This is a genomic window from Flavihumibacter petaseus NBRC 106054 (genome assembly GCF_000974785.1).
Lineage (GTDB): Bacteria > Bacteroidota > Bacteroidia > Chitinophagales > Chitinophagaceae > Flavihumibacter > Flavihumibacter petaseus.
Window position 1 is genome coordinate 25,320 of the sequence record NZ_BBWV01000007.1, and the last position, 21,004, is coordinate 46,323.

General features: G+C 46.4%; 20 protein-coding genes. 6 read left to right on the forward strand and 14 right to left on the reverse strand.

What is annotated here, in order from left to right; genetic code table 11:
- Positions 1-43 precede the first annotated feature (43 nt).
- Positions 44-1,285 (forward strand): DEAD/DEAH box helicase, encoded by a 1,242-nt coding sequence (locus FPE01S_RS23830; protein ID WP_046371645.1) that lies wholly within the window; start codon positions 44-46, stop codon positions 1,283-1,285.
- Here the strand turns inward: FPE01S_RS23830 and FPE01S_RS23835 are convergent, their stop codons facing one another.
- Positions 1,286-2,794 (reverse strand): bifunctional ADP-dependent NAD(P)H-hydrate dehydratase/NAD(P)H-hydrate epimerase, encoded by a 1,509-nt coding sequence (locus tag FPE01S_RS23835; protein ID WP_046371646.1) that lies wholly within the window; start codon positions 2,792-2,794, stop codon positions 1,286-1,288.
- A 24-nt stretch (positions 2,795-2,818) separates the two neighbouring features.
- The gene (locus FPE01S_RS23840) at positions 2,819-4,039 is read right to left on the reverse strand and encodes a serine hydrolase domain-containing protein (protein WP_046371697.1); all 1,221 of its coding nucleotides are present in this window, start codon (positions 4,037-4,039) and stop codon (positions 2,819-2,821) included.
- 141 nt (positions 4,040-4,180) lie between these two features.
- Between FPE01S_RS23840 and serA the strand changes: the two genes are divergently transcribed.
- Positions 4,181-5,413, forward strand: coding sequence for a phosphoglycerate dehydrogenase (gene serA / locus FPE01S_RS23845; protein ID WP_046371647.1), 1,233 nt, complete (start codon positions 4,181-4,183; stop codon positions 5,411-5,413).
- Positions 5,414-5,599: 186 nt separating this feature from the next.
- Here the strand turns inward: serA and FPE01S_RS23850 are convergent, their stop codons facing one another.
- A complete protein-coding gene (locus tag FPE01S_RS23850) occupies positions 5,600-6,877 on the reverse strand; it encodes a hypothetical protein (RefSeq protein ID WP_046371648.1) in 1,278 nt (425 codons plus the stop codon).
- Positions 6,878-6,953: 76 nt separating this feature from the next.
- Positions 6,954-9,566, reverse strand: coding sequence for a DNA gyrase subunit A (gyrA, locus tag FPE01S_RS23855; protein ID WP_046371649.1), 2,613 nt, complete (start codon positions 9,564-9,566; stop codon positions 6,954-6,956).
- Between the two features lie 188 nt (positions 9,567-9,754).
- On the opposite strand from gyrA, the gene FPE01S_RS23860 reads away from it, so the two are divergent.
- Both FPE01S_RS23860 and FPE01S_RS23865 read left to right on the forward strand, forming a co-directional pair.
- Positions 9,755-10,681, forward strand: coding sequence for a hypothetical protein (locus FPE01S_RS23860; protein ID WP_157474156.1), 927 nt, complete (start codon positions 9,755-9,757; stop codon positions 10,679-10,681).
- Between the two features lie 91 nt (positions 10,682-10,772).
- The gene (locus FPE01S_RS23865; protein ID WP_157474157.1) at positions 10,773-11,090 is read left to right on the forward strand and encodes a hypothetical protein; all 318 of its coding nucleotides are present in this window, start codon (positions 10,773-10,775) and stop codon (positions 11,088-11,090) included.
- Here the strand turns inward: FPE01S_RS23865 and FPE01S_RS23870 are convergent, their stop codons facing one another.
- The 7 genes from FPE01S_RS23870 to pdhA all read right to left on the reverse strand — a co-directional run bounded on the left by FPE01S_RS23870 (position 11,091) and on the right by pdhA (position 16,578).
- Positions 11,091-12,395 carry a peptidase associated/transthyretin-like domain-containing protein gene (locus tag FPE01S_RS23870; RefSeq protein WP_046371652.1) on the reverse strand — a complete coding sequence of 435 codons (1,305 nt, stop codon included), beginning with the start codon at positions 12,393-12,395 and terminating at the stop codon, positions 11,091-11,093.
- A gap of 46 nt (positions 12,396-12,441) precedes the next feature.
- Positions 12,442-13,140 (reverse strand): SIR2 family NAD-dependent protein deacylase, encoded by a 699-nt coding sequence (locus tag FPE01S_RS23875; RefSeq protein ID WP_245624059.1) that lies wholly within the window; start codon positions 13,138-13,140, stop codon positions 12,442-12,444.
- Positions 13,141-13,142: 2 nt separating this feature from the next.
- Positions 13,143-13,556 (reverse strand): EVE domain-containing protein, encoded by a 414-nt coding sequence (locus FPE01S_RS23880; protein WP_046371653.1) that lies wholly within the window; start codon positions 13,554-13,556, stop codon positions 13,143-13,145.
- Positions 13,557-13,640: 84 nt separating this feature from the next.
- The gene (locus FPE01S_RS23885) at positions 13,641-14,363 is read right to left on the reverse strand and encodes a (Fe-S)-binding protein (RefSeq protein WP_046371654.1); all 723 of its coding nucleotides are present in this window, start codon (positions 14,361-14,363) and stop codon (positions 13,641-13,643) included.
- Positions 14,363-14,863 (reverse strand): 6,7-dimethyl-8-ribityllumazine synthase, encoded by a 501-nt coding sequence (ribH, locus tag FPE01S_RS23890; RefSeq protein ID WP_046371655.1) that lies wholly within the window; start codon positions 14,861-14,863, stop codon positions 14,363-14,365. The genes FPE01S_RS23885 and ribH overlap by 1 nt, the downstream gene beginning before the upstream one ends.
- A 17-nt stretch (positions 14,864-14,880) precedes the next feature.
- Positions 14,881-15,561, reverse strand: a complete 681-nt coding sequence (locus FPE01S_RS23895) for a YfgM family protein (protein ID WP_052956148.1) — start codon at positions 15,559-15,561, stop codon at positions 14,881-14,883.
- Positions 15,562-15,582: 21 nt separating this feature from the next.
- On the reverse strand, positions 15,583-16,578 hold the full coding sequence (gene pdhA, locus FPE01S_RS23900) for a pyruvate dehydrogenase (acetyl-transferring) E1 component subunit alpha (RefSeq protein ID WP_046371656.1): 996 nt from the start codon (positions 16,576-16,578) through the stop codon (positions 15,583-15,585).
- A gap of 62 nt (positions 16,579-16,640) precedes the next feature.
- Here pdhA and recF point away from each other — a divergent pair, with 62 nt between their 5' ends.
- Positions 16,641-17,732, forward strand: a complete 1,092-nt coding sequence (gene recF, locus FPE01S_RS23905) for a DNA replication/repair protein RecF (RefSeq protein WP_046371657.1) — start codon at positions 16,641-16,643, stop codon at positions 17,730-17,732.
- 237 nt (positions 17,733-17,969) lie between these two features.
- Positions 17,970-18,251, forward strand: a complete 282-nt coding sequence (locus tag FPE01S_RS23910; protein ID WP_046371658.1) for a DciA family protein — start codon at positions 17,970-17,972, stop codon at positions 18,249-18,251.
- Here the strand turns inward: FPE01S_RS23910 and FPE01S_RS23915 are convergent.
- From FPE01S_RS23915 to FPE01S_RS23925, 3 genes are read right to left on the reverse strand one after another with little or no spacing between them, the layout of a single operon-like run.
- Complete coding sequence (locus FPE01S_RS23915; RefSeq protein WP_046371659.1) at positions 18,244-19,290, reverse strand: ABC transporter permease; 1,047 nt, start codon at positions 19,288-19,290, stop codon at positions 18,244-18,246. The genes FPE01S_RS23910 and FPE01S_RS23915 overlap by 8 nt on opposite strands.
- A gap of 18 nt (positions 19,291-19,308) precedes the next feature.
- Positions 19,309-20,382 carry a BT_3928 family protein gene (locus FPE01S_RS23920; RefSeq protein ID WP_046371660.1) on the reverse strand — a complete coding sequence of 358 codons (1,074 nt, stop codon included), beginning with the start codon at positions 20,380-20,382 and terminating at the stop codon, positions 19,309-19,311.
- A complete protein-coding gene (locus FPE01S_RS23925) occupies positions 20,379-20,930 on the reverse strand; it encodes a DUF1599 domain-containing protein (RefSeq protein WP_046371661.1) in 552 nt (183 codons plus the stop codon). The genes FPE01S_RS23920 and FPE01S_RS23925 overlap by 4 nt, the downstream gene beginning before the upstream one ends.
- Positions 20,931-21,004: the final 74 nt, after the last annotated feature.

Genomic DNA, 21,004 nt, shown 5'->3' on the forward strand with positions numbered 1-21,004 from the left:
TGATGAAGGCGCAAAGCTAGTATCTTTCATACCTTTGCTGCACATGAAATTCCAGCAATATCACATATCTGAGGATATTAAGGAAAGTCTCGATGAACTGGGCTTCCGTAAACCTACCGATATTCAGTACAAGGCGATTCCGTCGATCTTAAAGGGAGAGGACGTTCTTGCAATAGCCCAGACAGGTACCGGAAAAACAGCAGCTTTTGCCATTCCGATTCTGCATCATCTGCAGGCTAAACTGGAAAGATCGAGGGGTCAACATCGGTTACGCTGCCTGGTTATGGTGCCCACCAGGGAGCTGGCACTTCAGATCGCCGAAGTATTTATCCGTATTGGTCAGTTTACTGGTTTACGTGTATTAGGACTTCATGGCGGAGTTGACCAGGAGAGCCAGGTCCGCCAATTGGCAATGGGTGTAGATATTCTTGTTGCCACACCGGGGCGGATGTTTGATTTGTATGCCCAGGGAAAACTTCCTTTGGAAACAGTGGAGATCCTGGTGCTGGATGAAGCAGATCACATGCTAGACCTTGGATTCCTGACAGACATCAACGATGTTATCAGGAAGTTGCCTTCGCGGCGACAGACACTTTTCTTTTCTGCGACGATCACAGACAAGATCAAAGAGCTTTGCTATGGCATCTCCAATAAACCTGTCAGGATTCAGCTGTCACCCAAAGATCCGGTATCGAAGAACGTGGATCATATGGTTGCGCATGTTGGTATGGATGATAAACGCTTTTTCCTGGAACGGCTGCTACGTGAATTGCCTGATAAAAAAGTGCTCGTTTTTGTTCGGACAAAAGTGAGAGCTGAAAGAGTTCAGGCTGCTATGGCCAGGGTTGGCATCACGAGCCTCGTTATGCACAGCGGAAGAGAGCAGGATGACCGGCTCAAAGACCTGGAGGCATTCCGAACCGGAGCGTCGAGGCTCCTGATTGCAACAGACGTTAATGCGAGGGGTATCGATATACCTGATGTGGACTATGTGGTAAATTATGACCTGCCGGAACTGCCTGAAAATTATGTACACCGTGTAGGACGCACCGGCCGTGGCATGAAACGGGGGCAAGCTGTTGCGTTTTGCAGCCCCGAAGAAGAAAAATTGCTGGCTGCCATTCAGGCTTATACGGGAACCACAATCAGGGAAATGCAGATTGAAAAGGAAGACTACCGCCTGACGCTTGCCGGATCTGAAGACACGCCTAACGACAACTGGCGAAAACTCCTGGAAGATGATGAAAAGGAAAAGGTAGAAGTCAAGAAAAGGAAAAAGAAATAATCAGGAAGATATCTCCATAAACGCATTGCCGATCTGATCGATGATATCACCAGCAAGAACTGATTCCATTCCCCATTCTGACGCTGCAAAGTCACCTGCACGGCCATGCAACCAAACGCCAAGCAGTGCCGCTTTTTCAGGAGTGTATCCCCTGGCAATCAGGCCGGTTAACAGACCTGTGAGCACATCGCCGCTGCCGCCTTTGGCCATAGCAGCATTACCACTGGTATTAAAATAAGCTTTCCCGCCCGGCATGGCGATCAACGTATGGTGTCCTTTGAGGATAATTATCCATTGTTTGCTGATGGCCAATGCCCTCGCGCTATTCCAGCGTTCGCTTTCATTGATGGAAATACCCGCAAGCCGGTCAAATTCCTTTGGGTGCGGCGTGAGGATTGTAAATGGAGGAATCTTTTTTTGCCATTCTGTTTGTACTGCCAGCAAGTTAATGGCGTCGGCGTCCCAAACCATTGGCCTTTTCACTTCATTCAATATTTGCTCCAATAAGGTTGCTGCAGCAGCCGATTGTCCTAGTCCCGGGCCACACCCAATCGAGCGATAATAGTTGGCGTCGATATGCCCGGTAAGCAGCATCGCTTCAGGAAGGCCTGTTTGCAATATTGATCTTTCGGTTTCCGGAGATTGAAAAGTCAGAAGCCCGCAACCTGCGCGTAAACAGGCTTTGCCGGCGAGTAATGCAGCACCCATTTTTCCGACTGATCCGGCAATCAACAATGCATGTCCAAAATTACCTTTATGTGCAAAAGGAGATCTGGGTTCGATAATCCCGGAAGCCATTTCCTGATCCACGCCTTCGAAATCGGGGTCAGTTGATTTCAGGAAAGCCGACGACAAACCAATATCGAGCAAATGCACCAGGCCGGTATAAGCAGCATTTTCCGCGAAAAGCAGGGCGGGTTTATAGGACTGAAAGCTGAGGGTAACTTTTGCGCGAACGGATGGAAAGTATGGTTGGCCTTCGCTGTTAAAAGGACCTATCGAAAAATCTGCAGGCATACCGCTCGGCAAGTCAATACTGCAAACCGGGCATCCTGACCGGTTAATAAAATCGATCAGTATTTCAAGACGGCCGGTTGCTGGCCTGCTCGTACCAGTACCCAGAAGGGCATCGATTATCCAGGAATCCGGGAATATTTCTGGTAAATCACCACCTTCCTGCAAATACTGAATATCCACTTCACTTCCGTGCAGCCGTTGCAGGTTAGTCTGGAAATCGGCCGTACCCGGTTGTCCGAATTCCAGTATGAAAACCTGTACTTTTTTGTTTCTTTCTCCCAGCAGCCTGGCAATGGCAAGTCCATCACCGCCATTATTTCCTTTCCCGCAAAAGATGGTGAATTTTTCAGAGTACAGAAATTCATGATCCTCCAGCCAGGTTACGCACGCCCTGGCAGCATTTTCCATCAGGTCAATGGATGAGATGGGTAAATTGGAAATGGTGAAAGCATCCCAATCCCGCATTTGATGTGCCCTGAAGGCTGAGTTCATACGGGAAAGTACAAAAAAATGGAATCAACGTGGCCCGCCGGCAGCGATGTGGTCGTTGGTATCAGACTCAAATTCCTGGAAGCGGTTGTTGCTTTGACGGTAATCACCAAATAGGTCACAAAGCATTTTTGCCCGGTAAATCCCACGATTGTATTTATTACCAAGTAAGATAATCGTTGCCTTTTCTTCTATAAGACGGATAAATACAGTATTGTTCCCGTGCCACCAACCGTTGTGGTAGACAATCTTTTTTCCATTTTCGAGCTCATTGAGGCGCCATCCCAAACCGTAATTACGCTGACCGGCTTTCTCATAGCTATATCCGGTGAAGGCAGCCTGTAAAGTGGTGTCTCGCAACAGGCCGTTATATAAGGCCTGATCCCATTTCAACATATCATGAGTGGTGCTGTACACGTTTTTATCGCCATAAACGAGATCCATAAACTCCAGGCCATACCTACGGTTATTCCATTCGAAGGAAGGCAGACTCCTGGTTTCATCCTGCGGTTGGAAAATGTAGGTTTTTGTCATTTGCAGGGGTTGAAAAAACGTTTCCTGCATAAAATCGGGAAAGGATTTTCCGGAAACTTTCTCTACAATCAATGCCAGAAGTGCATAGTTGGTGTTGCAATACGCGAAACGTTTTCCTGTAGGAAACTGCAATGGCGGATGGATAGTATAAAGTGACGAAAGAACATCGAGGTTCGTAACCAGCTTTTTCTTGTCCCAATGATAAGCATCAAGGTAATTCGTATAGTTCGGAAGACCGCTTCTGTGGCTCAGAAGCATTTTTATTGTTGTGCCCGGATAGGGGAAGTTTTCAAAATAATGGGAAATGTCTTCATTAATATCCAGTTTTCCATTTTCCCATAGTTTTAAAACCGCAACTGCTGTAAAGGTTTTGGATACCGAGGCAAGGTGGAAGGCGTCATTTTCTGACAGCGGGTTGGCTCTTTGGGCAGGATCCCGGAAACCTTCATATCCCTCAGCGATAATAGCTCCATCCTTCGCGACGAGGTAACTGCCGTTGAACCCGGAGCGACCAAAATTCTTCTCAAAAAATGAATGGATAGCTGATTGATATTTTTCAGTTGTTGCCTTATCGGCGTAGTGGTATGCTGCGGGGATAACGCTTGAAGCAACGGCAACTGAGGACTGCCCGTCCTTCTTGTGGGCAGGATTTTGTCTGCAGCCCGTGATTACGGCCAGCAGTAGGAATGGGATTACTACAAAACTGTTTTTCAAAAGGCTCAATTTTGTCTTATAAGGATCTGGATTTCACAAATATAACGTATTCATAAGTCCAAATTGTATGCCGTAACCCTTTTTCGCACAAGTTTTTATGATGAAAATGGGAGATATTTGCAAATAGCAAGCAAACGAAACATGGAACCAACAACTAGCTATCCAAAAGAAAAGATCAACATTCTGCTACTGGAGAACATCAGCGAAAAAGCCGTTAAACATTTTCAGCAATTGGGTTACAGTTCTGTACGGAAGGTCGGCGGTGCTTTATCTGAGGAAGAATTAATCCGGGAGATAAAGGACGTTCACCTGTTAGGGATCCGTTCAAAGACCCAAATCACTGAAAAAGTGCTGGCTGCTGCGACCAAACTTCAGGCAATCGGCTGTTTTTGCATCGGTGTAAATCAGGTAGATCTGAAATCCGCTACCAAAGAAGGTGTGGCGGTATTCAACGCTCCGTATTCCAATACAAGGTCAGTAGCCGAACTGGTTATCGGCCTGTCCATCATGCTCATCCGGAGAATTCCGGATAAAAATAAAGCAGCGCATGACGGGATCTGGATGAAAGATGCAAAGGGCAGTTTCGAATTGCGGGGTAAGACACTGGGAATTATCGGCTATGGGAATATTGGTTCCCAGGTCAGTGTGCTCGCAGAAGCATTGGGTATGCGGGTACTTTTTTACGATACGTTGACCAAGCTGCCTTTAGGGAACGCCATGTCGGGAAAAAACCTGAAGGATGTACTTGGGCAGTCAGATATCGTAACGTTACATGTACCTGAAAATCAGGCTACAAAAAATCTGATCAACAAATCCAACCTCAAATATTTCAAGAAAGGTTCAATCCTGATTAATTATGCCAGAGGTGAGGTTGTAGACCTCGGTGACCTTCGGAAATTCCTGGAAGATGGACATTTATCCGGGGCAGCCATTGATGTTTTTCCCTGGGAACCGGAGAAAAACGGGGACAGGTTCGAAACGCCATTACAAAACCTTTCGAATGTTATTCTGACTCCCCATATTGGAGGATCTACCGAAGAAGCACAGCAGAATATCGGCGACGACGTAAGCGTAAAGTTGAGCCAATACCTCGAGGCAGGCAATAGTTTCGGATCCCATACCGTTCCGCCATTGAGCCTGCCGCCACAGGAAGGAGCGCACCGGATTCTGCATGTCCACAGGAATGTTCCCGGCGTTCTCAGTGCTATCAATACGGAACTCTCCAAACACAAAATAAACATCCTCGGGCAGTACCTTAAAACGAATGAGGAAATTGGTTACGTTGTACTTGACGTGGATAAAAAGCTATCCACCCAGGCGCAAAAACTTTTACGCGAAATCCCGGAAACTATTAAAGTCCGCCTGTTATACTGACCATAATACAGAAATTCAAAGGGAGCTTGCTGAAGGCTCCCTTTTTTATTGGGATTGGAAAGTGCCGATCATAGGACAGGAGTTTCAGACTTTTAGTGAAATAGTATTTAACATAACATAAATTATTCGTGGAAGTGGGTATAAAAAAAGCCGCATCGCTGCGGCTTTCAATTCTGTAAGTCTGTATTAGTGGACTTTATCCACGTTATTGAATTTCTCTTCGTAAACCTTCAGCTTGTCTTTGTTGCCTTTGTTGTCATAAATGGTAATCAACAGGTCATAAGCATCTTTCAGGTATCCTTTTTCCTCCATTTTCAGTTTTCCCTGGCTTCCGAGCAGTTGGTCAACTTTTTCAAAGTAAGGTACAGCTGCATCGAACTTGGTAGCAATCTGCGTCCGGTATTCTTCTTTTTTCTTCAGTTCTTCCGGAGTCAGTTTTTTGCCGCCAGCGGGTTTAATCAGCTTATTCTGATTGTTCAGGTCTACCCCCTGGTTATACTGGATCTGACCCAAAACCAGGTACGCAGCTGCATAATCAGGCTTTGCTTCAATCACTTTTTTAAGGTTTTCATCAGCCTTTGCAATGAGCTCAGCGGAATTGGCCGGACGGGCTGCGATATCAGCCTTATATCCTTCCTGGTACAATTCTACAGCATAATTATACCTGACTGAATAGTTGGTTGGATCTGAGGCAAGTACCGATTCGTACTTCTTGAACAGCTCAGGTTTATTGCCATTGTCACGGGCCATATCGAGTTCATAAGCTGCCCAGAATGTGTCTTTAGGATATACTTCTTTTCCAAGTGCCAGATACTTTTCTGCTGATGCAACATCTTTTTTCTGATTGTAGTAATGATCAACCAGCCATTTGTAGATTTCCACCATTCCTTCGCCACTTACCTTGGCATCAGCAAGTTTTCCATAAAAGAATGCAGCCTCATCCCGCTTATTTGATTTCTCAGCACTGATACCACTATATAGAATTACAGTCGTATCCAGGGCAACATTGCTCCATTTTTTGGAATACATGTATTCGCTGACAGCGAGGCAGTTTTTGAAATTGCCGAATGCAGGTTCAAAACGGCTTGCATTGTAATCATCAGCGCCTGCTTTAAAATATCCCTGGTAGACATCCATAATTGGCTTGTAATTATCTATCTGCAGGGATAACATTTTATCATCCAGGGTTACATATTGTTTCAACGCTTCAAAGGACGTCCATCTAGCATCAGGGGTTGAAGCCGCCAGACTGGCGTCCTGTGCAATTTCTCCGTAGATTTTTGCCTTTGTATACCATCCTTCAGCATTTTTGGCATTTTTCTCATTTGCCAGGAACTGATCAATCTGCGTTTTCGCTTCGGGCAGTTTTTTTGCCTTCAGATTATCTTTGATTTTGTCCAGGTTTTGTGCAGAAACGACCAGTATAGCTGAAGCAAGCAAGGATGTCAGTAAGAGCTTTTTCATCAGTCTTATGTTTATGTTTGAGGTTTGACGCAAAAAAAGGTTCAAAGTTTGATTCGACCGGCAAAATCAGATTTTATTATTCAATAGACTGCGGCTGCTCATCTGCACCCTCAGTGTTTCCACCTGTAGTGCCTTCCGTTGATTCCTCACCAGCCGCGCTGCCCTGCAATCCCTCTTCAATTTCCGGGCCTTCACCTGCCAGTTCTTCCTCAACCTCCCGGATTGTAGTCAGTGAAGCGATAGCATCCTTTTCCTGGAGATTGATCAGTTTAACACCCTGTGTAGCTCTTCCGGCTTCACGGATATCGCTGATAGCGGTTCGGATAGTAAGTCCGCTTTTGCAGGAAATCATCAGATCCTGTTTTTCAGTAACATCCAGAATGCCTACCAGCGGACCGGTCTTGTCGGTAATATTGATTGTCTTAACACCTTTGCCGCCCCGGTTGGTAACTCTGTATTCGTCGATTGGCGTACGTTTACCAAATCCTTTCTCACTGACAACCAATACTGTTTTATCGGCTTCGTCAGTCTTGACACATATCATGCCAATTACTTCGTCGCTGGTTTCATCTACTTCAATTGCAGTTACACCAATGGCGCCTCTGCCGGTTGGCCGGACTTTACCCTCAGGGAAGCGGATCGCACGACCGCTTTTAACTGCCATCATGATTTCACAATCACCGTCTGTAAGGCGGGCATCCAACAACTGATCACCTTCCACAATGGTAATCGCGTTTACACCGGTCTGTCTCGGTCGGCTGAAATCCGCCAGTTCTGTTTTCTTAATTATTCCCTGCTTCGTACAAAGTATAATATAGTGCTTTTCCACGAATTCCCTGTCCTCCAGTTTCGGAATGTCAATTACCGCGCGCACCTTGTCGTCAGATGGCAATTGCATCAGGTTCTGGATCGCACGTCCCTTACTGTTCTTTTCACCTTCCGGAATTTCATGCACTTTGAGCCAGTAACAACGCCCTTTTTCTGTAAAGAATAACAATGTATGGTGCGTTGAAGCGACGAAAATATGTTCAATAAAGTCCTCGTCGCGGGTCTTGCTGCCAATAGCTCCACGGCCACCGCGACGCTGCTGGCGGTATTCTGTTGCTGATGTCCGCTTGATATATCCCAGATGTGAAACAGTGATGACAACATCTTCTTCAGGAATGAAATCAAGAATATTCATTTCGTCAGCGAGATAGGTGATCTCAGACTTCCTCGGCGTTGCGAATTTCTCCTTAACCTCTGCAAGTTCCTTCTTGATCAGGTCATAGCGGAGTCCTTCGTTGGACAGCAATTCTTCCAGGTGTGCAATGAGCTTCATCAGATTATCGTACTCCTCCCTGATTTTATCCCGCTCCATGCCTGTCAGACGCTGCAACCTCAACTCGAGTATTGCTTTTGCCTGGATCTCATCAAGGCCCCATCCAGCATTAACCAGGTTATCCTTGGCAATTTCCGGAGTTGCAGAACTCCTGATCATTGCGATCACCTCATCAAGGTGGTCCAGTGCAATCAAATATCCTTTAAGCAAATGCGCACGTTTCTGCGCTTCCTTCAATTCAAATTTAGTCCGCCGAACTACCACCTCATGACGAAAATCTACAAACTCATAAATGAGTTCACGAAGATTAAGCGTCTTTGGCCGCCCCTTGACCAGCGCCACGTTGTTGATACCAAACGACGTCTGCAGTTCGGTAAACTTGTACAGCTGGTTCATGACGATATTGGCAACCGCGTCGCGTTTTAGATCAATTACGATCCTGGTGCCTTCCTTCTGGTTGGACTCGTTATTGACATGCGCAATTCCTTCAATGGTTTTAGCAATGACGAGTTGACCGATCTTGTCGCACAAGGTATCCCGGTTAACCTGGTACGGTACCTCTGTAATGATGATCTGCTCGCGGCCACTGGGTTTTGTGTCTATGTGCATTTTTCCGCGGAGTACTACCCGGCCATGCCCTGTAGCAAGTCCCTGTCTTACACCATCCATTCCGTAAATGATCCCTCCCGTCGGAAAATCAGGTGCCTTCACATACTTCATCAGCTCTTCCACCGTAATTTCCCGGTTGTCTATAAAGGCAATACATCCGTCTATGACTTCTCCCAGATTATGGGGGAGCATATTGGTCGCCATACCGACTGCAATTCCGGTAGATCCGTTTACCAGAAGTTGTGGAATACGGGTGGGAAGAACAGTAGGTTCTTCCAGGGAATCGTCGAAATTGAGTTGAAAGTCAACGGTATCCTTTTCGATATCCTCCAGCATCGCCTCTGCGAACTTCTGTAAACGCACTTCGGTATAACGCATGGCTGCCGGACCATCCCCATCCTGGCTGCCGAAGTTACCCTGACCATCTATCATGGTATGACGCATGCTCCAGTCCTGGGCCATCCTGACCATTGTGAAGTAAACCGAGGCATCTCCGTGGGGGTGATACTTACCTAGAACCTCACCAACCACCCTGGCAGATTTCTTATATGGCTTGCCAGAGGTAATCCCGAGGTCATTCATCGCATAAAGTACCCGGCGATGAACGGGCTTTAGTCCATCCCGGACGTCGGGTAAAGCACGACCTACTATTACCGACATGGAATAGTCGATATAGGCCGTCTTCATTTGTTCTTCAATATTGATGAGAATAGTCCTGTTGGAGTCGTTGGTTTCCAGTGGCGTCAGATTTTCTTCCATGCTTTATTTGTTAATCTTCCACGGTTTTCGGAAAGTGGGCAAATCTACCGTTTTTGGGCTTTAAAACCGCAAAAAAACGGTCAATTTTGGCCCAATTTTTCCACCCTATTCAGTTGATTTTTCGGTATTTTTAGTGCCCGGATATCCGGATGGCTTGCCGGATTGTTTCATTGCAAAACTGGACGGAAATGCAGCAGTATCGGTTACTCAGGAACAACAAGGAATCTGGCCCATTTTCCTGGCAGGATTTGGTTGATATACCCCTCAGGGCGTATGACCTTGTATGGGTGGAAGGAAAGAGTATTTCCTGGAAATACCCCAGTGAGTTGGATGAACTCAGGCCTTTTGCGCCACCCGCTCCGGACGATCTATATGTTCAGTTCCATACTCCATCGCAAACTCCGGGCTCGAACGTCAGCACCACTACGCAATCCGGGGAGAAAAAGCTACATAAAAAATATGTGTCCGTAATATTACCCGCCGGCCGCCTTGAACGACCCGCAATCAATGAAGAGATTCCTCCCGTCAACCAGCTCCTGGTAGAAAATACAATCGCATATACGCCAACGTATACACCCCGGCAATATCATCGGTATTACATAGCCGGAGCATTACTGATCCTGCTTGCAGGCGGAATCTATTTTGGTACCCGGGGAAGGGAAAAAAACAATCTTCCTGTTATAGCATCTGAAGCCAGCACGGCAAGCACGGCACTTACATCATTATCTGTCCCGGTGTCCGGAAACACTGTAAATACGGTATCCGGAAATACCGGAGTCACCAGCAGTACGCTTCGTCCTATACATGCCAGCCCGCTGGAGTTTGCCGCCCTTAAACGACACCTGGATGTGCTGAGCAGCAAGTACTCAGTTGGTGTTTTCGGGGGAATATCCAATCTTGAAATAACGGTGATGAATACCGGAAAATCCGCATTCCGGAATATAGTGGTGGCAGTTGACTACCTGAAAAAGGATAAGACAATTTACCATACCGAAAAATTAACTATCTCCTATCTGGCTGCTGGAAGTACCAGAAAAATTAACCCTCCCCCTTCGGCCGGTGGTATTGCGTTTCAAACAAGAATTGTTGAAATTGATGGCCTTACATCAAGGTAATTTTTCCACCATGAACAGATTTGGCATGGTGATTGGGTTGATTTTTGCATATGTCCGTACCCGTTAGCAAAAACTAATGGGGGAATTTTTTATGACGAAATCAGCATGGGTACTATTGGGTACTGTTACCGCCGTATTTTTCCTGGAAGCATCCAAGAAAAGGGCGGTTTGTACTATTCAGGGGGAGATTCACCCTGTAAAAGCTTTAAGGAAAGTATGGCTTATCCAGAACGGTGATACTGTGCCGGCGAACAATCTGGGCAGCCGTTTCAAAATCGCAGTAAAGCCTGGTGAATACAGCGTATGGATCGATGCCATCGCACCCTACCAGGATCACCTGGTGGAGGGAATCCGGCTTCTGGATGAACAAACTGATGATCTGGGCGGGATTGAATTAATCCAAAATTGATCAACCGGCAACGTCCAGCTCCTTTTCAGCAATAACCACATAATCCATATCACGGAAAATGAGGCGGTACTTGCCAGGTAACAGGTAGAGCCAGTAATAACCGTCTTCGTCAGTTACATATGTCTGATCGGCAGGAATAAGGATAGGAAGCGGTTTTTGTATTGTCTCATTGTTATAATAGGCCTGTACGAGAAATAGTGTTTTTTCAGTCGGCCGGACAGAAACACTTTTCCTTTTTCCATTGAGATCAAGCCAGGATGGTCTCCGGTGAGACCAGACCGTCGGCGGCAGGATTACCTGCAGATCATACTGATCGTTTTCCAATAAACTATAAGGAGCTTTATCCCTGAAAGCTATCGAAGGCTGTGAAATGGAATTCTTTTTTGACCAGACTGTGAAGAAATAACGGCCATACTCAAAAGCACTTCCTTCACAAACTTCTGTCAGGTCAATGGTTAACGGATCAATTCCACTGAAGCGTTTGAAAAATACTGCCATCGGCGTATAGCTGTTGCCAATCTTCTTTTCACTGATGTGACCACCTCCTGCAATAAGTATGCATTTTGCAGCGCTGTCATGTTTGTATAAATTAGCCAGTGTCGCCGCTTGCATGGCATCCCGCCCCGAACCATCCTGACGTTCAGAAAGACTATCTTCATAGGCGACTATCCTGAAGCCTAACTGTAGTGCTTTACGCATTATTTCTCCTGCAACCGGTTCAGCCGCAAAATATCCATTGAACATGTCCACCGAAGTAACATTTCTGTTCTTCCTGCTGTTCAACCATTCTAAAGCGAGATAGCGAAAGCCCTGATTATAGAGATCATCCAGAAGCGAATAAATGAAAGCGCGTTGCTGTGAATATGCCGGCGAAGCATTCAGCATTACCATGCGTTCATGCTTTGTTCTTTCGGTAATTACATCTTTTGCTGAATGAAGGGTTACAGCTTTCAATGTATCCACAAACCGATCTACCTCTTTATAGGCAGGAACGGGTAAAGAATCATAATAATCAGAAGCCAGCTGAATTGCTGTTTTATGATCGCCGGCTAAACAGAATTCATTTGCGGGAACCTGATAATTGACCAGGGCATTCTTTTTTCCAGGCTGAAAGTTTAATACATTACGGTAGACGGGCCCCAGGTAGTTTAATCCCCTCATATCATACAAGGGAGTTTTGCCGGCTGCGGAATCTTTCCATCCTTTTTGTAACAGATACGATTTTAATCCTGACAGCGGACCTGACCATTGTGCACTAAGTGACAAGGTGCAACAGGTCAACAGAATGGAGACGTAAAATTTCATGTTGCAAATTGAGCAGAAAGCCGGATATGATCCTGTTAGAAAAAGTCTAAAATAAGTCTGCCAGAAGCAACTCCTTAAGCTTCGCAACACCTTCCGTAGCCGGGGCTTCAATTGACCTGACGCCCGGCCGGCTGATCAATGGCAGTTTCCGGTCTACCACATAAACAGTTACATCCGGCTGTACATAGTCCACAAGCCCCGCTGCCGGGTAAACCACCAGCGAAGTTCCCACCACTACAAAAATATCCGCAGCCCTGACGATTTCAGCTGCTTCAATAATCAGCGGCACCGGTTCTTCAAACCAAACAATATCCGGACGCCATACACCACCATCTGGCGCAAGGTCGCCGGGTAACATGTCACCGGTGATACGGTCTTTTAACCAGCCATCCCGATCGCTTTTCCTGCCAAAAATTTCACCATGCAGGTGCAGAACGCTGGAAGAACCGCCACGTTCATGCAAATCATCGATATTCTGGGTAATGATCTGCACCTCAAAGAACTCTTCCAGTGCAGCAAGACCAATATGCGCCGCATTCGGCGATGCACCCAGCACGTTCCGACGTCTTTCATTATAAAAAGAAAGTACCAGTTCAGGATTCTTTCCCCAGGCCCGCGGCGTTGCTACATCTTCTATTGCATATCCTTCCCACAACCCGTCGCTATCCCGGAAAGTCTTCAGACCACTTTCGGCGCTGATTCCTGCACCAGTCAAAACAACCAGTCTTTTTTTCATTCCTCCCATGATCAGCTTTTTTCTCCTGCCAGGGAAAGCACCTTCTTCCATTCACTTTCTGTAACAGGTTGCACACTAAGTCTGCCCAATCGCACCAATGCCATTTCGGCTAATGATTTCTCCCCTTTTATTGTAGCCAGTGAAACCGGCTGTTTTAATTTCCTCACAGGTTTAAGGTCAACCACCACCCACGCTTCTTCGGTCGTTGTCGGATCCTGGTAAAACTCTTTAGCAACTTCTGCTATGCCTACGATTTCAGTCCCTTCATTGCTGTGATAATACAACACCTGATCGCCTTTTTTCATGCTTTTGAGGTTGTTCCTCGCTGCATAATTCCTTACTCCCTCCCACATTGTTTTCTTGTCTTTTACCAACTGATCCCAACTATAAACACCTGGTTCTGATTTAACCAACCAATAAGCCATACACGAAATTTAATACTGTAAATTAACCAACTGCCGGGAATCCGGACACCGTTATTTGACCCGATAACAGAATTATCATGTTCTTTACCAGCCACTTGCCAGCACGTCTGCAAGATGCATGGTTTTCAGGGGGACACCCTTCTGACGGATATATCCTTCCAGGTGCATCAGGCAGGAAAGATCGGTAGAAACAATTACTTCGGCCCCTGTTTGTAAAGCATGCTGAACTTTCTGATCAGCCATCGCGATCGAGATGGCTTCATATTTAATGGCAAAGGTGCCGCCAAAGCCACAACAGGTTTCCACATCGGCCATTTCGATCAGTTCCAGACCGCGCACCTGTTCCAGTAATTTCCTTGGTTCCGATTTGATCCTGCACTCACGCAACGCAGCGCAGGAGTCGTGATAGGTTGCTTTAACAGGAAGGCTGGCTCCGGTATCTGTCACCTTCAATACATTTACCAGGAATTCCGAGAATTCATAGCTCCGCGACCTGAGATCCTTTACATCATTATGCAATGAAGAATTGTCGAATATTTTTGGATAGTAGTTCCTTACAAAACCAATACAGGAAGCACTGGGAGCAACAACGAGATTGTCTGAGCCCCTGTTCTCCTTCACAAACTTTTCGCACACAGCTTTGCTTTCATCCCAAAACCCGGCATTGAAAGCAGGCTGACCACAACAGGTTTGCTCCGGATCATAGTCCACCGAACAACCAAACTTTTCCAGGACGCGCACCATATTCATCGCTGTTTTGGGAAACAGCTGATCAACAAAACAAGGTATAAAAAGCTGGACTTGCATTATCGTTTGAGTTGCTGCTGCAGGGAGATCATTTTAATCGCGGTGATGGCTGCCTCCTCCCCTTTATGCCCATGTATACCGCCTATCCGTTCGTGCGCCTGCTGTTCAGTATTCACTGTCAGTATGCCGAATATGACCGGCACAGGCATCTGAATATTCAATTGGGTAATGCCGTAAGTTACCGATTGGCAGACATAGTCGAAATGCGGTGTATCTCCTTTGATAACACAACCGAGAGCTATGTAGGCCAACGGCCGGATGTCCCTGTATTTTCTGGATTCCCAGCAGTTTTTTATTCCGAAAGGAATTTCGACGGCTCCGGGCACCACCAGTGTCTCTATATTGCTGATGCCCTGTGCCTCAAATACCCTTCGGCACCCAGCCTCCAATTCATCCACAATTGCAGCATTCCACTCCGTTTTCACAATAACAACACAGGCATCCGGTGGAAGGATGCCTGTTGCTAAATGTTGTAATTGCGTGTTACCCTGACTGGCCATTTGTTACAACAGTTCAATTATTTCACCTCTCCCAAACGAGCGAGATATTTATCAACTTCAAATCCCCTTTCACTACGCGGAAACTTGTCTTTGATGAGTTTGTAAGCATCAATGGCTTCTTTCTTTTTGCCAAGGCTCTCATAGAGATAACCCGCGCGGAAATAGTATTCCGGAGAATTGAATTCATCCTTGTCAAACAGGTTTCCGGCTTCGAGGTAAAGCTTTGCAGCCTCTTCTTTTTTACCCTGTTCTGCCAATGCATCTGCCAAAAGGCTTTTTGCACGGGCATTGATCTGGGTTGCATCTGTTTTAAACTCTTTCAGGTGCTTTTCCGCATTTTTGAAATCACCCAGTTTCAGGTAGCATGAACCGGCATAAAACCGGGCCAGGTTAGCTGCTGGTGTGCCGCTGTATTTGTCAATGATCTTGATGAAGCCGGGATTCAATGCGTCACCGTTCAATGCCAGCTGCAAAGAATCCATCCGAAAATAATTCTCTGCACGGAACAGGGCCTCATTTGATTTCTGCGTCTTTGGTCCTGAGATAAAATATTTATAACCTGCAATACCACCAGCGATAAGAAGTACCGCCACCAGGCCGAAAACAATATTTTTACTGTTTTGTTGCCAGAAGCCGGTGACCTTTTCTACCACTTCGTTGTCGTTGCTTTCTACGGGAATGTTCTTGGTTTCAGACATGATCGTTAAATAGGGATTTTATTAGTCTACGATGAAGGGATACTGCTCATCAACATATATATCCTTCAATACTTCGTCGTCACTGGGCCATGGGCTCTCTTCTGCAAATTTCACAGATTCATCTACCTCAGCTTCTACACGCTTGTCAATTGCCTGGATTTCCTCGGCAGTGGCAAACTTATTGTCAATAAGGGTCTTTCTCACCATTTCAATGGGATCACGGCCCTTATATTCTTCAACTTCTTCTTTTGTACGGTATTTCTGGGGATCAGATATGGAGTGCCCCTTGTAACGATAAGTTTTTATTTCGATCAGGGTCGGACCATCGCCCTCCCTGGCACGTTTTACTGCTCTCGCGATACTCTCGTGAACAGCTTCCGGACTCATGCCATCGATAGAATCGGCAGGCATTTCATATGCGTCTGCAAGTTTATAGATATCATGCACGTTGGAAGTCCGCTCCACAGAAGTACCCATTGCATAATTGTTGTTCTCACAAATGAAAATAACCGGCAACTTCCACAACATGGCAAGGTTGAAGGTCTCGTGCAACATGCCCTGACGGGCTGCACCGTCACCAAAAAACGTAAGGCAGACAGCATCAGTTCCCCGATATTTCTCCGCGAAGGCAATCCCCGCTCCCGTTCCGATCTGTGCACCTACAATTCCGTGACCACCGAAAAACCTCTCCTTTTTTCCAAAAAAGTGCATACTGCCACCTTTTCCCTTAGCACAGCCCGTTGCTTTGCCATACAATTCTGCCATACACGACTTGGCACTGATACCCTTTGCGAGGGCCAGACCGTGATCACGATAAGCCGTAATAAATGCATCTTCGGGTTTGGTAGCAGTCATACATCCGGCGGCAATCGCTTCCTGCCCAACATAGGCATGGAAAAAGCCCCGGATCTTACCTTCCATTTTATATTTCTCTTCAGCCTTCAGCTCGAACTGGCGAATCAGCTGCATCAGCTCGTACCAGTACAGATAGGTCTCTTTTGAAAATTTTATTGCCACTGGATTAGTTTTGAGACGGGCAAAGATAAGGGAAAAGGGGAAACAATTATATTGCAGACGCTTTGTTATCCATCCAATCTATATCGGTTTTCCAGTATAAGAACTACGGGAACCAATCCTGGGATTTTAAGGAGAAAATTGTAGGAATTTCAGGCCGGAACGGTATCGGAAAAACCAACCTGCTTGATGCTGTTTACTATTGCTGTTTCACGAAAAGCTATTTTGCCAAGTCTGATACCCAACTGGTCACCCACGGCGCTCAGGGCCTCCGGGTAGCAGCCGAATTCCTCCGGAACGGCAGTCCATATTCCGTTACGGCCATAATCAGGGAAAACGGCAAAAAGGAATTCCGGGTGAATGACACCCTTTGCGAGAAAATGGCAGACCATATCGGCCAGCTTCCCGCTGTTATGGTAGCCCCCGATGACGTACAGATCATTACCGATGGCAGCGAAGAACGCCGGAGGTTCATGGACAGCCTCTTTTCCCAGTTCGACCACCACTACCTGCTGCAACTCATGGCTTACAACCGGCTGTTGCTGCAGCGAAACGGCCTGTTGCGCCAGCTCAGTGAAAATGGCAGAAAAGGATTGGACCTGCTGGACGTCATCGACGCACAGCTGCTAGCACCTGCACAATATGTTCATAATCAACGTAAAACATACCTGGCGCAGCTTATCGAAATTATAAAAAAACAATACGCAGGAATTGCAGGGGAAGACTATTTTCCCGATCTCAGTTACGAGAGCCCGCTTCTTGAAGACAGCCTCGCAAAATGGCTGGAAAAAAACCGTGATAAAGACATTTTTGCACAACGGACGACTACCGGGCTGCACCGGGACGATCTGGCCATTAAGCTTGACGACAAACTGTTTCGTCTGACAGCATCCCAGGGCCAAAGAAAAAGCCTGCTCTTCGCTTTAAAACTGGCCGCCTTTGAAATGCTAAAAAACTTTAAGGGATTTGCTCCCCTCCTGCTCTTGGACGATGTTTTTGAAAAACTGGATGAAACCCGCATGCAAAACCTGCTCACGGAAGTTTGTGTACGAAATGACGGACAGGTGTTCCTAACGGATACCCACCCGGAGAGAATAAAAAAAAGCCTGGAAAGGCTTCATTCTGGATTCCAGCTACTGGAATTAGGGAAGGGTTAAAACGGGTACGGCTAACTTGTGTGTGTATACGCGGGTTACCGGAGTGACTTTCAAAAGGGTACGGATCTTTTCGGTAAACATTAGGATCTTAGGATGGATATAAAAACGGGACCTTAACCGCAATAAAGACTTGCAATGTTACGATTTGGTTGCAACAACAACTTGTGAAAAGGCCCGCTACCGCTATATTCCAGCCTTTCAGGGCATCAAGCTTTCTAAATCGGTTATATTTGCACGATGGGAGAATATTCACTAGCCGAAGCAATTCAGCAATTCCTCAGGAAGAGCCGTTTGAAATCGCCGGTGCAGGCATTACAGATAACGGATGTGTGGGAACAGCTCATGGGTAAAACGATTGCCAAGTATACGGACAGCATTAAAATATATGGTGATAAATTATATATCACAACCGCAGTTGCTCCCCTTAAACAGGAACTTTTGTTCCAGAAAGACCAGATACTCCAACGCGTAAACGAAGCGCTCGGCGAAAAGACCATCCGTGAAGTAATCATTACCTGATCTCCCGCATCCGCGGATCCACCCATCGGTACAACACGTCAGCCAGAAAATTCACCAAAACAAAAAAACAGGCGGATACCAGAACGGCTCCCATCACCACCGGAAAATCCAGCTGGGCCAAAGCATCAACAGTTAGCTTACCCAACCCCTTCCAGCCGAAAATGTATTCTACAAAAAAAGCTCCGGCAAGTAATTCGGCAAACCACCCTGTAATTGCTGTAATCACCGGATTCAGCGCATTCCGGAGCGCATGTTTCCAGATCACTTTCCATCGTGGCAGTCCCTTGGCTACAGCAGTGCGTACATAATCCTGCTGCAGGGTGTCCAGCAGCGACGCACGGGTCAGCTGGGCAATGATCGCCAGCGGACGTATACCCAGTGTAATCGCAGGTAACCAGAGGTTACCCAAGCTCAGAAATGGTTTGCCGGTGGTGGAATCCAGATCGAACCAGCTACCAGTCATATATAGTCCGGTGATGTCATGCAGGAGGAATCCGAATAAATAAGCAATAGCAATTGCCATAAAAAACGATGGAGCAGAAATACCCAAAATGCTGGCAAATATCGTGGTCCCGTCCACCCAGGTATCCTTATAAACAGCTGACAATACCCCGGCAGCAATTCCCATTATCGTGGCAAATATTATTGCAGCGCTCGCCAGCAGCAGGGTGCCTGGCAATGCGCCCGCAATCATCTCCCCTACTTCTCTTCTTGTTTGGTAGGATCGCCGCAGATATGGTCTTTTGAATCCGAATTTCCAGTCCCCATTTCCAAAAAATATTCCCTTTAATTGTTTGTCGCGGATGGTATTCCCATGGTGTACACATATGGGGGAGATATCATTCACATAATACAGGAACTGTTTCCAGCGGGGTTGATCCAACCCCAGGTCCTTGCGGATATTCTCCCGCGTTTTCTGATCCGCCCGTTGCCCCATCACCAGGCGAGCAGGATCTCCAAAGCCCTGAAACAGCAGGAATACCAGCACGACCACCCCGAGCAGGACGAACATCGAATAGGTAAACCTCCGGAAGAACATACTTTAAGATTAAAGCGATTAGCGCAGTTTATCTTTCAAAGCCCACTTATCCAGGATAACCCCCTGGTTTATCTTGTAAAGTGTCAGATTGTTCCGGGCCGCCGTTTTCACGGCCACCACATCGCACCGGAGCACCGGAACACCATTCAATTTTTCACCCAGCTGCTCTTCAACACTGCCGGCAACCGGACTAACAATATACATGGGCCTGAACTGGCTGAGTGCCCGGGTAACAGCATCCACATCATTTTTTTCGAGTTCCTTAATGAACAACCAGTATGCTTCACCAGGCTGTGACAACAACTCTCTGGTCGTATCAGTGCCGGTAGCAGAAAGTAATACAAAGTCCTTGATGGCTGGCTCTGCATTGCCTTTTCTGATCAGCTTGTCATACCTTCTGATAAAAGTGTACTGCTCATCTGAAAAATCTTCGGGAAATTTATCTGCCGTGAACTCCACCTCCTTACCTGCTTTCTGATAAACAAAACTGATTACTGAACTATCAGGAATTGAACCGGCGGGAATCCGCATCTGGTCCTGGATACGCTTACCCTCCTTGTAGGGAAGGCAATCAACCAGCGGAAGATGATACAGTACATGCCCCTGTAACGCAAAGCTGAAAACCGTAGTGACCGAAAGCAGTATTAACGATGCCCTGGTACTGAAACCTGGTTGAATCCTGTTTCTGTTCAGGAACAGGAATAGTATCAAAGCCAGCAAAAACAGGTCTTTCATGAACGACTGGTCAGCTGTAAGCGGGATACAATCACCGAAACAGCCACAGGTTTTAATCTTGCCGCTGAAAAGTGCATATCCCGTCAGGAATGTAAAAAACAGGATAAGGCCAAGCAAGAGCCAACTGAACAAACGCATCTGCCAGCCGAGTATGACCGCTACTCCGGCAATGATTTCAAAAGCGATCATCAGTATACTCAGTGCCAGTGTATACTGTTCCAAACCGGTCCAGTGCCATACTTCAAAAAATTCCTGCATCTTATAACTCAACCCAAGCGGGTCATTCGCTTTGATCAGGCCACTGAAGATGAACAACAGTCCGACTATATACCGGCAGATGATTAATAATGTTTTCATGATTTGTGTTTGCCTTCCCCGATCATAATAAGGGCAAAGGCTGCATAATTAAAAATGTCAAGATAATTGGCGTCAATCCCCTCACTCACCAGCGTTAACCCGTCATTTGCCAGGATCTGCCTGATCCGGAGCAGTTTGGCCAGGATCAAATCAGTATAACTTTCCTGGCTCATTTCCCTCCAGGCTTCGCCATAGTCATGATTCTTCCTGGCAAACAGGTCCGCAGCCTTTTTTACCTGCTCATCATAAAGCGTTTCAACCCTTTCAAAATCCAGGTCATTGCTGTTTTCAGACGGGATTGAAAGCTGTATCAGTCCAATAACGGCATAATTGAGGATACCGGTGAATTCACCGTCAATACTGTCATTGATAAGCTGACGGCCGGCCTCCTGTATCGTTCGTATCCGTTTTGCTTTGATAAATATCTGGTCGACAACTGAAATTGGCCGGTAAACCCGCCATGAGCTTCCATAGTCGCGTGTCTTCTGCAGAAAAAGATTTCTGCACTGGGATACTACACTGGTGTATTGGTCTTGGGTGCTTTTCATGTAGATGCTGAAAAATGATCATCTTTAACGCCAAAAATAAGGATTCGTTGTTATGTACACTTTGAATTGCAGGG

Bases quoted from the DNA above. Each gene is read 5' to 3' on its own strand.
- ribH (WP_046371655.1), bottom strand. From the start codon at position 14,863: ATGGCCAGTCAGGGTAACACGCAATTACAACATTTAGCAACAGGCATC.
- FPE01S_RS23880 (WP_046371653.1), bottom strand. From the start codon at position 13,556: ATGGCTTATTGGTTGGTTAAATCAGAACCAGGTGTTTATAGTTGGGAT.
- FPE01S_RS23920 (WP_046371660.1), bottom strand. From the start codon at position 20,382: ATGAAAACATTATTAATCATCTGCCGGTATATAGTCGGACTGTTGTTC.
- FPE01S_RS23865 (WP_157474157.1), top strand. From the start codon at position 10,773: ATGACGAAATCAGCATGGGTACTATTGGGTACTGTTACCGCCGTATTT.
- serA (WP_046371647.1), top strand. From the start codon at position 4,181: ATGGAACCAACAACTAGCTATCCAAAAGAAAAGATCAACATTCTGCTA.
- FPE01S_RS23895 (WP_052956148.1), bottom strand. From the start codon at position 15,561: ATGTCTGAAACCAAGAACATTCCCGTAGAAAGCAACGACAACGAAGTG.
- FPE01S_RS23835 (WP_046371646.1), bottom strand. From the start codon at position 2,794: ATGAACTCAGCCTTCAGGGCACATCAAATGCGGGATTGGGATGCTTTC.
- FPE01S_RS23860 (WP_157474156.1), top strand. From the start codon at position 9,755: ATGCAGCAGTATCGGTTACTCAGGAACAACAAGGAATCTGGCCCATTT.
- FPE01S_RS23910 (WP_046371658.1), top strand. From the start codon at position 17,970: ATGGGAGAATATTCACTAGCCGAAGCAATTCAGCAATTCCTCAGGAAG.
- gyrA (WP_046371649.1), bottom strand. From the start codon at position 9,566: ATGGAAGAAAATCTGACGCCACTGGAAACCAACGACTCCAACAGGACT.
- FPE01S_RS23885 (WP_046371654.1), bottom strand. From the start codon at position 14,363: ATGCAAGTCCAGCTTTTTATACCTTGTTTTGTTGATCAGCTGTTTCCC.
- FPE01S_RS23870 (WP_046371652.1), bottom strand. From the start codon at position 12,395: ATGAAATTTTACGTCTCCATTCTGTTGACCTGTTGCACCTTGTCACTT.
- FPE01S_RS23830 (WP_046371645.1), top strand. From the start codon at position 44: ATGAAATTCCAGCAATATCACATATCTGAGGATATTAAGGAAAGTCTC.
- FPE01S_RS23875 (WP_245624059.1), bottom strand. From the start codon at position 13,140: ATGGGAGGAATGAAAAAAAGACTGGTTGTTTTGACTGGTGCAGGAATC.
- FPE01S_RS23850 (WP_046371648.1), bottom strand. From the start codon at position 6,877: ATGAAAAAGCTCTTACTGACATCCTTGCTTGCTTCAGCTATACTGGTC.
- FPE01S_RS23915 (WP_046371659.1), bottom strand. From the start codon at position 19,290: ATGTTCTTCCGGAGGTTTACCTATTCGATGTTCGTCCTGCTCGGGGTG.
- FPE01S_RS23925 (WP_046371661.1), bottom strand. From the start codon at position 20,930: ATGAAAAGCACCCAAGACCAATACACCAGTGTAGTATCCCAGTGCAGA.